The sequence below is a fragment of the Chakrabartyella piscis genome (genome assembly GCA_030067835.1).
GTDB lineage: Bacteria > Bacillota > Clostridia > Lachnospirales > Anaerotignaceae > Chakrabartyella > Chakrabartyella piscis.
In genome coordinates this window covers 1,843,285-1,855,705 of record CP092441.1, presented here as the reverse complement: position 1 = coordinate 1,855,705, position 12,421 = coordinate 1,843,285, and the positions used below count along the sequence as shown (strand labels likewise).

The 12,421-nt window shown below is 39.2% G+C and carries 9 protein-coding genes; all 9 read left to right on the top strand.

Annotation, left to right across the window (positions count from 1 at the left end; all coding sequences use genetic code 11):
* Positions 1–19 precede the first annotated feature (19 nt).
* A complete protein-coding gene (locus MJY40_RS08245; RefSeq protein ID WP_317853769.1) occupies positions 20–565 on the top strand; it encodes a hypothetical protein in 546 nt (181 codons plus the stop codon).
* A 12-nt stretch (positions 566–577) separates the two neighbouring features.
* Positions 578–2,818, top strand: a complete 2,241-nt coding sequence (locus tag MJY40_RS08240; protein ID WP_317853768.1) for a penicillin-binding transpeptidase domain-containing protein — start codon at positions 578–580, stop codon at positions 2,816–2,818.
* Positions 2,819–3,254: 436 nt separating this feature from the next.
* Positions 3,255–5,198 carry a penicillin-binding transpeptidase domain-containing protein gene (locus MJY40_RS08235; RefSeq protein WP_317853767.1) on the top strand — a complete coding sequence of 648 codons (1,944 nt, stop codon included), beginning with the start codon at positions 3,255–3,257 and terminating at the stop codon, positions 5,196–5,198.
* Between the two features lie 115 nt (positions 5,199–5,313).
* Positions 5,314–6,768 (top strand): UDP-N-acetylmuramoyl-L-alanyl-D-glutamate--2,6-diaminopimelate ligase, encoded by a 1,455-nt coding sequence (locus MJY40_RS08230; RefSeq protein ID WP_317853766.1) that lies wholly within the window; start codon positions 5,314–5,316, stop codon positions 6,766–6,768.
* Positions 6,765–8,150: a UDP-N-acetylmuramoyl-tripeptide--D-alanyl-D-alanine ligase gene (locus MJY40_RS08225; RefSeq protein WP_317853765.1), complete on the top strand. Its 1,386-nt coding sequence runs from the start codon at positions 6,765–6,767 to the stop codon at positions 8,148–8,150. The genes MJY40_RS08230 and MJY40_RS08225 overlap by 4 nt, the downstream gene beginning before the upstream one ends.
* Positions 8,150–9,136, top strand: coding sequence for a phospho-N-acetylmuramoyl-pentapeptide-transferase (mraY, locus tag MJY40_RS08220; RefSeq protein ID WP_317853764.1), 987 nt, complete (start codon positions 8,150–8,152; stop codon positions 9,134–9,136). Before MJY40_RS08225 ends, mraY begins: the two co-directional genes overlap by 1 nt.
* A gap of 333 nt (positions 9,137–9,469) precedes the next feature.
* Complete coding sequence (gene murD, locus MJY40_RS08215; protein WP_317853763.1) at positions 9,470–10,819, top strand: UDP-N-acetylmuramoyl-L-alanine--D-glutamate ligase; 1,350 nt, start codon at positions 9,470–9,472, stop codon at positions 10,817–10,819.
* 16 nt (positions 10,820–10,835) lie between these two features.
* Positions 10,836–11,981, top strand: a complete 1,146-nt coding sequence (gene ftsW / locus MJY40_RS08210; protein WP_317853762.1) for a putative lipid II flippase FtsW — start codon at positions 10,836–10,838, stop codon at positions 11,979–11,981.
* An 11-nt stretch (positions 11,982–11,992) separates the two neighbouring features.
* Complete coding sequence (locus tag MJY40_RS08205; protein ID WP_317853761.1) at positions 11,993–12,403, top strand: arsenate reductase ArsC; 411 nt, start codon at positions 11,993–11,995, stop codon at positions 12,401–12,403.
* Positions 12,404–12,421 lie beyond the last annotated feature (18 nt).

Sequence of the window (12,421 nt, the reverse complement as noted above, 5' to 3'; positions counted from 1 at the left end):
TGAAAAGGAGGAAATGGTAATGCAAACGCAAAACAGAAGAAACTCCAATAGCAGAAACCATAACTCCAATAGATATTACTCTTATGGCAGTGTTGCCTATGATACAGACTATATGTATCAACCAAGAGAAACCAGAAAACCAGTACCACAACCCAAAAGACGACCAATGCCACAACAACAAGTGGTTGCAAGTCCAAAATCAAGCGTTGGTTTGGCTGTTTTCAAGCATATTGTAGTGATTGCAATGCTTTTTTTGGGTTGTTTGATGTATATGGGAATTGGTGTGCAAGCAGATAATGCATCTGTACAATTGCGTATAGAAAAGGATGCCTATTCCACATTGAAATCTGAAAACAACATTGTGGAAGCAGAAATTACAGAACAATTGGACTTGGATTATATTCGTACAGAAGCAATGACACGCTTGGGTATGGTGGAACCAGAAGCATACCAAGTGGTGTATATTGATGTGCCAAAAGAAAGCTATACCATCCAGTATGCTGGAGAAGAATATTTCGAAGAAGAGGAAAACAGTGTGTTTTCCTTACTATTTTCTTTGAATTAAAGGAATGATTACATGAAACAAAAAAAAATGAGAAGACCAGAATTACAAAAAAGTGTAAAAGTCAGGATGTATTTCATGCTGGCTTGTTTTATTGTGTGTTTGATTGGTTTGATTGGACGAGTAGCCTACTTGAAAACGGTACATGGCGAAGAATACGAAGCGCAGGCTAAGGTACAACAAATCAATCGATACGATACGGTGATTACACCCAATAGAGGGAATATTGTGGATCGAAATGACCAAGCGTTGGCAGTTTCTGTTGCCATATACAATGTGGTTTTGGATCCATTGGTATTGTCACAAAACAATGCTACAACACAGGCAGAAACCATTTCTACTTTGTGCACATATTTCCCAGAATTACAATACGATACCTTGCAATATTACATATCACCTGTTTCTGAAGGTAGCGAAGAAATCAACTTGAATAACCACTGGAAATATCTTGTAAAGGGTATTGAACAAGATGAAAAAGATGAGTTGGAAGCTTTGAATTTAAAGGGTGTATATTACGAGCAAACCAGTAGACGTGCTTATCCATTGTCTGATATTGGAGCGCATGCAATTGGTTTCATTCGTGGTGATACCAGCTGGGGATTAGAAAGCTATTACAATGACTATATGTCTGGTGAAACAGGACGTTCTTTTATTTTGTATGAACAGGGCAATAGCATCACATACCAAGATTATGATGCAAAGGATGGTAGCACTTTGGTGACCACCATTGACTATATGATGCAACAATATGCAGAACAAGCAGTTGCAGAATCCCAAGAAATGTGGCCATGTGAGAAAACAGTTGCCATTGTTATGGACCCTAATACAGGCGAAGTGTTTGCAATGGCAGAGTCGGATCCCTATGATTTGAATGATCCAAGTACACCTTTGGCGATGATGGATACAGAAGAAAATATTGCAATTTGGGAAGCAATGACCACAGAAGAACAAGTGAATTATCTCAACAATATGTGGAAATGTTTCACAGTCAGCAGTACCTATGAGCCTGGTTCTGTATTCAAACCTATGGTGGTTGCAGCAGCATTGGAAGAAGGCATTATTTCCATGAGCGATACCTTCTATTGTGGTGGTTCTGTTACCATTTCTGGTATGGAAATCGGCTGTCACTTGGCAAGTGGACATGGTATCATTGATGTGGAAGAAGTTTTGGCACAATCTTGCAATATGGGTATGATTCAAATTGCAGAGGAAATGGGTGCAGAAATTTTCTATGAATATCAAAAAGAATTTGGTTTTGGTGAATTGACAGGTATCGATATTGGTGGGGAAGCATCTGCTTCTTCATTGCTCCATAGTGTGTCTGCATTGGGTGCAACGGAATTGGCAACCAGTTCCTTTGGACAAACCTTCAATGCCACAAGTATTCAAATCATTTCAGCAATGGCAGCACTGATCAATGGTGGAAATATCATAGAACCGCATTTGGTGTCTCATATCTTGGATAGCAGTGGCAATGTGGTTTATGAAAATAAAAATGAAGTGATTCGTAAAGTGATTTCAGAAGAAACATCAGATACTTTGCGTTTGGCACTGAAAGCAACTGTAGACCACGGTACAGGTACCAAAATTGCAATTCCTGGTTATTCCATTGGCTGTAAAACAGGTACTGGTGAACAAGGGGATCGTACTCGAGATGACTTGTGGGCATTGACTCACATTGCATACTTCCCAGCAGAAAATCCAGAATATCTGGTTATGGGCTTGATGTATATGCCAGAAACCTATACCGATGGTGTGCAAAGTACAGCACCATTGACAAAATCCATTATTGAAAACATCATCAAATACAAAAATATGGAACCAACAGTAGATGTTTTGGAAACCACATCCACAGGTGATGAAACCGTTGTATTGCCTGATTATACAGGTAGCGTTACCTTTGACGTGGTAAACGATTTGGATGCAAGAGGTTTGACCTATACGGTAGTTGGAACAGGAAATACAGTGGTCAACCAAATTCCAAAAGCAACCACCGGTGTCACACGTGGCAGTGAAATCATATTGTATGTGGAAAAAGCAGAAAGCGATTCTGGAACCATACCAGTTCCAAATGTCATTGGAAAGACTTATGACGAAGCCAATGAAGCCCTTGTAAATGCTGGATTTACAGTCATTTATTCAGGTTCAGAATTGGGTGTTGTTACATCACAAAGTCCACAATATGGTATCTCTATGAGTGCTGGAGAGTCAGTAGAATTGGTATTTGAATTGCAGTATGTAGAAGAAATTGAATAGATTGATTAGGACGGGTGTAAATCCGTCCTTTTGTATCCCAAAAAACAGCCACAAAACTCAAATGTACCACAAACCATTAAAACGCAATCGTAGGGGCGATTCACGAATCGACCGCAAAACCAAGATTCTTCGTCGCTATGCTCCTCTGAATGACAGTACACAGGCATATGCTGTACTTGTAGGGCAAGGGTTCTACTCTTGCCGTCATCAACAGCCACAATTTCACAATTTGTAATTGATAACAACGGGAAACGAAACGTCACCCCTACGAAAACACAAAACATAAATATTCTGGAATTGTAGGGGTGATTCACGAATCGACCGAAGGTTTAAAAGATTCACTTTTTGTTATGCACTCTTCACTATCGCCTATGGGAGATTAGCATATACATAGCCTGTTTTCCATAGACTATACAAATGGAAAATGAGGTGTTCTATGCAGAAAACAACAATTTTGGAAAAAAGAAAACTGATGGTATTCTTAGCAGGTGCAATTCTTGGTTTGGGTATCATTTTTGGTAGGTTACTATACATAGAGTTTGTTCATGGCGAAGCGTGGCAAGAAATGGCATATGAACAACAAACACGTGATCGTTTGATATCACCCAATCGTGGTAGCATTTTGGATCGCAATGGAGAAGGCATTGCATTGACAGAAACAGTGAATGCAGTCAGTGTCATACCTGTGCAAGTGACAGATGTGGAAGCAACAGCAACCTATTTGGCAACTACATTGGATTTGGATGTGGACTGGGTCACAGCAAAGATACAAGAAAAAGTGGCATTGGTACGCATTGATACCAAAGTGGATTCAGAAATTGCAGCACAAGTTAGAGCAGCAGAAATCGATGGTGTTATGGTGGATGAGGATATCAAACGTATATATCCCTATTCGGATATGGCATCTCAAGTCATTGGCTTTGTAGGTTCTGATAACCAAGGGATTTTGGGACTAGAAGCCAAATACGATAGCATTTTAGAAGGGGAACAAGGGAAGATTTTAACCTTAACAGATGCACGTGGAAATGAAGTGGATAGTGAACAAGAACGTATTGCACCTGTAGATGGTGGGAATTTGGTTACAACTTTGGATGTGGTGATTCAACAATATGCAGAACAAGCCATAGAAAAAGCAGTGGAAACAAAAGGAGCCACCAGAGGGCTTATTGTGGTAATGAATCCACAAAATGGTGAAATTTATGCAATGGCAAATTACCCAAACTTCGATTTGAACGATCCGTTTACCATAAACGATGCAGATTTGGCTGCAATTTGGGATACTTTTTCAGAAACAGAAAAAAGCGATGCACTCAATTCCATGTGGCGTAATTTTGCCATAAATGATACATACGAACCAGGCAGCACCTTCAAAATATTTACATCAACTGCTGGTTTGGAAGAAGGTGTCATCACACCAGAATCCATATTTTATTGCAATGGCTATCATATTGTTGGTGATAGACGCATCAAATGTTGGAGATATCCTTTGACACATGGTTCCCAAACCTTTGTAGAGGGAGTACAAAACTCTTGCAATCCTGTATTTATGGAGGTTGGTGAACGTTTGGGTGCAGAAACTTTCTTGGAGTATATGGATCAATTTGGGTTACTAGAAAAAACTGGAATTGACTTGGCTGGTGAAGCTTCCAGCATTGTACACCAATTGGAAAACATTGGACCTGTGGAATTGGCAACCATGACATTTGGGCAATCCTTCCAAATCACACCCATGCAATTGTTGGCTGGTGCATCTGCAATTGTCAATGGTGGATATCAAATCACACCACATTTTGCAAAGGAAGTTGTGGATGTAGATGGGAACCTTTTGGAAACTTTCGCATATGAAAAAGGAGAACAAATTATTTCTACAGAAACTTCAGAACAAATGAAAGTCATCCTAGAAAGTGTGGTATCAGAAGGCACTGGAAATAAAGCCTATCTAGCAGGTTATCGTTTGGGTGGCAAAACAGCAACTTCAGAAAAATTACCACGTGGCAATGGCAAATACATCGCTTCCTTCATGTCATTTGCACCAGCAGAAGACCCAGAAGTCATAGCTTTGGTATTGATTGATGAACCACAAGGGGTATACTATGGTGGTACAGTGGCAGGGCCTATTATGCAAGAAATCATGTCCAATATTTTACCATATATTGGAGTAGAACCCATCTACACAGAAGCAGAATGGGAAGAAGTTTCCAAAGAGCTGGCAATTGTACCAAATGTTGTTGGTTTGACGGTGGCAGAAGCACAAAAAGCGTTACGAGAAGTTGGAATCACTAGCTTTTCTGTAGGTGAAGGGGATATGGTCAAAGAGCAATTTCCACCTTCAGGAGAACAGATTCATGTAGAAACACAGGTGATTTTGTACTTTGAATGATACAAATGTGAGAAATCTTGTAAAAATATTTGGTAGAACCATGTAGAATGTGGTATACTTTTTCTGTTAGAGATTTATTTGAATATATGAAACAAAACATACAAGGAGGTTCGTTGTGGAACTGAAACAACTTTTGCAACAAACAACACATACCACATTGCAAGGGGATACTTGTTGTCTGGTAGAAAAAATAGAATATGATTCACGAAAAGTAACAAAAGGCGATGTATTTGTTTGCATCACAGGGTTGCAAGCAGATGGACATAAATTTGCAAAAATGGCAGTGGAAAAGGGTGCAACAGCTTTGATTTGTGAGCATATGCCAGAAGATATTTCAGAAGAAATCACAGTGGTTGCAGTGGAAAATAGTAGAATTGCTTTGGCAGATATGTCGGTTGCATTTTATGGTGATCCATCCAAAGAGTTGGCTGTTATTGGCATCACAGGTACAAATGGCAAAACCACCACAACCTATTTGTTGCAATCCATTTTAGGTAAAATAGGCAAGAAAATGGGTATCATTGGTACCATTGAAAATAGAATTGGCGACAAAGTCATTCCAACAGAAAGAACCACACCTGAATCCAAAGAATTACAAGGTTTGTTTGCTCAAATGCAATCAGAAGATGTAACCCATGTGATGATGGAAGTTTCTTCCCATGCCTTGGATTTGAAACGAGTGGCTGGTGTGCATTTTGCAGTTGGTGTGTTCACCAATTTGACACAAGACCATTTGGATTATCACAAAACCATGGAAAACTATAAGATTGCAAAATCAGAATTGTTCCAGATGGCAGAAAAATCTGTCATTAACATTGATGATGCAGCTGGTGAATACATGAAATCTGTTGCAAAAGGCGAAGTGCTTACCTTTGGTATTGACAACAAAGCAGATTTGATGGCAAATAACATCAAAATCACAGGCTTGGGTGTAGATTTTACCTTTGATTGGCAAGGGGTTACATATCCTGTGCATTTGCATACTTCAGGCAAATTCAGCGTATACAATGCTTTGGGTGCCATTGGTGCATCCCTTCTTTTGGGTGTTCCAGTAGAGGATGTTGTGGCTGGTATCACAGAAAACAAAGGTGTTCGTGGTCGATTTGAAACCATTGGTCACAAAAAAGGGTTCCAAGCTGTGGTGGATTATGCACATACACCAGATGGTTTGGAAAATGTGTTGCAAACAGCAAGTGAGTTTGTCACAGGACGTATCATCACTGTATTTGGCTGTGGTGGCGATCGTGATACCACAAAAAGACCGATTATGGGTCAAATTGCAGGCAACTATTCAGGATATGCCATCATCACATCAGATAATCCAAGAACAGAAGATCCAAACCTTATTTTGAATGATGTGGAAGTGGGTATTTTGGAAACCAATTGTGATTATGAAAAAATTGTAGATAGACGTGAAGCCATTGAGAAGGCTGTATCCATGGCAGCAGTTGGCGATGTCATTGTCATTGCTGGCAAAGGACATGAAACATATCAAATTTTCGCAAATGAAACCATTCATTTTGATGATATGGAAGAAGTACGCAAGTTGTTTGGAGGAGATTGTGTATGAAAAAAATGACCATAGGTGAAATCGCAAAAGCAACACATGCAAAGATTTTGACTTTGGATGATTTGCAAACCGTAAAAGAGTTGGAAATCACAACCATTTCCCAAGATTCTAGAACTGTAGATGCAACAACTTTGTTCTTGGCAATCATTGGCGAACGTTTGGATGGACATGATTTCATTCCACAATGTTACGAAAAAAAAGTGGCTGCTTGTTTGTGTGAAAAAGAAGTACCTTTGCAATCAGGCAGTGTAATTTTACTTGTAGAAAACGTCAGAAAAGCAATGTTGGCTTTGGCAAAATATTATAGAGACCAGTTCCAAATCCCATTTGTGGGCATCACAGGCAGTGTTGGCAAAACCACAACCAAGGATATGGTTTCTTCTGTTTTGGCACAGAAATATAATGTTCTGGCAACAGCAGGCAATTACAACAACGATTTGGGTGTACCTTTGACTCTATTTCGTTTGGAAGAAGAACACGAACTGGCTATCATTGAAATGGGGATGAATCATTTTGGTGAAATTCATGCTTTGGCAGAAGTGGTACAACCTGATATTGGCTTAATTTCCAATGTGGGTGTGGCACATATTGAGTTTTTAGGTAGTCGTGAAGGCATTATGGAAGCAAAATGCGAGATGTTTGACCATATGACAGAAGATGGTGTTGCAATCCTCAATGTGGATAATGATATGCTTGCTACTTTGGATGGAAAATTGCCACAAAAAATTAGATGGTTTGGTGTAGATGACCATAAGGATATTTATGCAGATGATTTGGAAATCGTTGGTATGGAAGCGACCAAATGTAAAATTCACACAGAAAAAGGTACTGTAGAAGTGATGGTACCAATGCCAGGTGTACATATGGTGTCCAATGCTTTGTCAGCGACAGCAGTGGCTTTGGAATTGGGTCTTTCCTTGGAAGAAATCAAAAAAGGGATTGAAACCTTTGTACCAACCAAAAATCGTATGAATGTCATCCATTTGGAATCAGGATTGACCATTTTGAATGATGTATACAATGCAAATCCAGTTTCTGTGAAAGCATCTTTGGATATTTTGCAAACAGCAGAACATAGAAAAATAGCAATCCTAGGATTTATGGGTGAACTGGGTGAATACGCACCAGAAATGCATAAAGATGTGGGTGCATATGCTGCCAAAGTGGGCATAGATGTGTTGTTCTTCATTGGAAATCATGGGGAATGTGTCAAAGAAGGTGCTTTGGAAGGTGGACTTTCCAATGTGTACCTATATGCAAATCAAGAAGAATTTTGGAAAGAAGGCATAGAACAAATCGAAGATACCGATACCATTTTGGTAAAGGGTTCTCGTTCTATGGCTTTGGAAAAAACAGTAGATAAATTGCAAGGAGTGGACTAATGGGTTCTTTAGAGCAGGCAGTGTATGCCATTATAATATCGTTTGTTGTAGGTGTGATTTTGTGTCCAGTGTTGATACCAATGTTACACAAAATGAAATTTGGTCAAACCATTCGTGATGATGGTCCAGAAAGCCATTTGCAAAAACAAGGTACTCCAACTATGGGTGGTATGGCGTTTTTGTTGGCGTTTTTGGTTGCGTCCGCATTCTTTTTGAAAGGGAATACAGATGGTTTGGCAGTGGTTTTGATGACCATTGGCTATGGAATCATTGGCTTCTTGGATGATTATATCAAAGTTGTGAAGAAACGTTCTTTGGGACTTCGTGCATATCAAAAATTGATTTTGCAAATCATTGTCACAGGTGGCTTTGCACATTATCTTCATATATCTGGTTTGGGTACTGGAATCTATATTCCATTCACCAATGGATATTTGTTGGACTTGGGTATTTTGTTTGTACCATTTCTATATGTGGCAGTACTTGGCACTGTCAATGGTGTCAACTTGACCGATGGTTTGGATGGTTTGGCTGGTGGGGTAACTCTTATTGTTGCAACCTTCTTTGGCATTGTGGCTTGGGTTGCTGGCAGCACCATTTCACCAATCTGTGGTGCAATTGTAGGCGGTTTGCTTGCTTTCTTGATCTTCAATTGCTATCCTGCAAAGGTGTTTATGGGTGACACTGGCTCCCTTGCATTGGGTGGTTTTGTGGTGTCTACAGCATTCTTGTTGCAAATGCCATTGTTTATCATCATTGTTGGATTTGTATATCTTTGGGAATCCATCACAGTTTTGTTGCAAGTGGGATATTTCAAATTGACTAAGAAAAAATATGGAGAAGGACATAGATTATTCAAAATGGCACCTTTCCATCATCACTTGGAAAAATGTGGTTGGCGTGAAACTAAGGTTGTCACCTTGTTCTATGTTGCAACAGCTATGTTCTGTTTGATAGGGTTCTTGGCTTGTGAACATTTGTTTTAATTTCAATTGTAGATAAATAGGCTTAATGGTGAATAATGAATAGTTTGAAACGCTGTAAACAAAATACGCATTTGTAGGGGTGATTCACGAATCGACCGCAAAACTAAGATTCTTCGTTGCTGCGAAACTCTCCTCAGAATGACAGTACGTTGGCGTATGCTTGTAGGGGCGTACCATTGGTCGCCCGTAGGTTTTGTTCTTCACTTTTCACTAATCTCACTACGTGAGAGTATAAGCATAATTTAGTAGTTACACATTTAGGTACTATTCTGTTTATTGTAATTTATTTTAAGAAAAAACACCTTATAAACCTTTTGGAAAGGATGATATATATTGAATTATGAAAACAAAAATGTTCTTGTTTGTGGGATGGCAAAAAGCGGTATTGCAGCTGCTGAACTCCTTTGTCATTTGGGTGCAAATGTGACATTGCAAGATATGAAACAACATGATGCCATTGCAGATTGTGATGCATTGGAAGCAAAGGGAATTACCTTGTATTTGGGTCAAAATCCAGATGATATCGCATGTGGACAAGACTTAATTGTCCTAAGTCCAGGAATTCCTTGTGATTTGCCTTTTATTTTGGCAGCAGAAGCGGCAAACGTTCCAGTCATCAGTGAAGTGGAATTGGCATCTACTATGACACAGTGTCCCATTACAGCCATCACAGGCACCAATGGCAAAACCACCACAACAACACTTGTGGGTCAATTGATGGAAGAAAAATATACAAATACAGCGGTTGTAGGTAATATTGGTGTTTCTTATAGTGGCAAAGTAGAAGAACTGACAGAAAATGATTGGGTGGTTGCAGAAATCAGTAGTTTCCAAATGGAAAAAGCAAAAACATTTCATCCACATATTTCAGCAGTGCTCAACATTTCACCAGACCATTTGAATCGTCATAAAACCATGGAAGTGTATATCGAAATGAAAGAAAAAGTGTTCCAAAACCAAGTGGAATCTGATTTCTGTATTTTGAACTATGGGGATGAGGAATGTCGTAAAATGGAAAAGAAAACCAAAGCAAAAGTCTTTTGGTTTAGCAGTTCTGAAGTTTTGGAAGAAGGCATTTACTTGGATGGTGATGATATTGTGGTTTCTTGGTCTGGCAAAACAGAAGTGGTTTTGTCGGTAAAAGAAGTGCAAGTTTTGGGTGTTCATAATTATGAAAATGTTATGGCAGCTGTTGCAATGGCAATGGTTGCACATGTGGATATGGAAACCATACGTAAAGTTTTACGCAAGTTTTCAGGCGTGGAACATAGAATTGAATATGTGGCAACCAAAAATGGTGTGGCATACTACAACGATTCCAAAGGTACCAATACAGATGCATCCATACGTGCAGTTTTGGCAATGGATAGACCCATTGTGCTCATTGGCGGTGGATATGACAAAGGTGTTTCCTTTGACGATTGGACAAAACTCTTTGCTGGACGTGTGAAGAAATTGGTGCTCATTGGTGCAACTGCAAACCAAATTGCAGAATCAGCAGCAAAATTTGGGTTCACCAATACCAACATTTGCGAAACCTTTGCAGAAGCAGTGGAATTGTGTAAAAATTCCGCAAAAGAAGGCGATTGCGTTTTGCTTTCACCAGCATGTGCAAGTTGGGGTATGTTTGATAATTATGAACAACGTGGTGATATGTTCAAAGAATTGGTACGTAATTTTTAAATAAAGAGGTGAAAAAATGGATCAGGGCAGAAAAAAACAACCTACATATACGCAAAAACATCTAGGGCCCAGTTCCTTTGATTTTACAGTGTTATTCATTACCATCACACTGATGTTATTTGGTGTGGTGATGATTTTTAGTGCCAGCTATTATACAACCATGATCAGTACAGAATACAATAATGATATGTTTTATTATCTGAAAAAACAAGGTCAATGGGTGGCTCTGAGTTTGGTAGCTATTTTGGTTGTCATGGCAGTTCCCTATACAAAGTTTCGAAGAATATCATTTCTTGGTTATTGGGTATCCAATTTTATGTTGGCACTTTTATGGATTCCAGGTGTGGGTATCGAAGCTGGTGGTCAGGTGCGTTGGCTTGGGATTCCGGGTGTAGTGCAATTCCAACCTTCAGAAGTAACTAAGTGTGCATTGGCAATTTATTTTTCACACTATATTGTGAAGCATAGAAATGAGATGAATACCTTCAAAGGATTTGTAAAAGCACTTGCTATTTTGGGTATTCCTGTTGTTTTGATTGCAAAATCCAACTTTTCATCAGCACTTTTGGTGTTGTTGATGGGTTTGGCAATGTTGTTTGTAGGTGCGCCTAAAATTAGATATTTGGTGGCAGGTGCATTGGCGATGATTCCTCTTGGTGCATTGGCAGTTGTGAATTTTTCTTATCGTATGAGTCGAATCACAATTTGGCAAGATCCTTGGTCTGATCCAACGGGTGATGGATATCAAATCATCCAAGGCTTATATGCAGTTGCATCTGGTGGTGTATTTGGCTTGGGACTTGGTCAAAGTCGTCAAAAAACATTTGTTCCAGAATCCCATAATGATATTATTTTCTCCATCATATGTGAAGAATTGGGTCTTTTGGGTGCTGGTCTGGTGATTATGTTGTTTGCAATTCTCATATGGCGTGGTGTTCGTATTGCAATTCGAGCAAGAGATTTGTATGGAACTTTGGTGGCAACGGGGATTATTTCAGTTATTGCATTCCAAGCCATCATCAATATGGGTGTTGTAACCAATACCATTCCAAATACAGGGCAACCATTGCCTTTTATTAGCTATGGAGGTACATCGCTGTTGTTTTTGGCGATTATGATTGGTATTTTGCTCAACGTTTCCAAAACCCAAAGAGAAAAATAAGGAGAAAGAATATGAAAAATCCAAAAGTTGCATTTGTATGTGTGCATAATTCTTGTAGAAGTCAAATGGCAGAAGCTCTAGGCAAAATGCTTGCATCTGATACATTTGAAAGCTATTCAGCAGGTACAGAAACCAAACCACAAATCAATCAAGATGCAGTGCGTTTGATGAAAGCTGTGTATGCAATTGATATGGAAGCGACACAAAGTAGCAAATTGCTAGGAGACATTCCAGAAGTGGATGTGGTCATTACCATGGGTTGTAATGTGAACTGTCCATTTCTTCCTTGTAAATATAGAGAAGATTGGGGCTTAGACGATCCTTCAGGTGCAGAGGATTCTGTATTCCTAGAAACCATGAAAACCATCCATACAAAGGTTTTGGACTTGCAAAAACGTATCGCAAATGGCGAACTGTTGTAAAATATAAATATATCATGT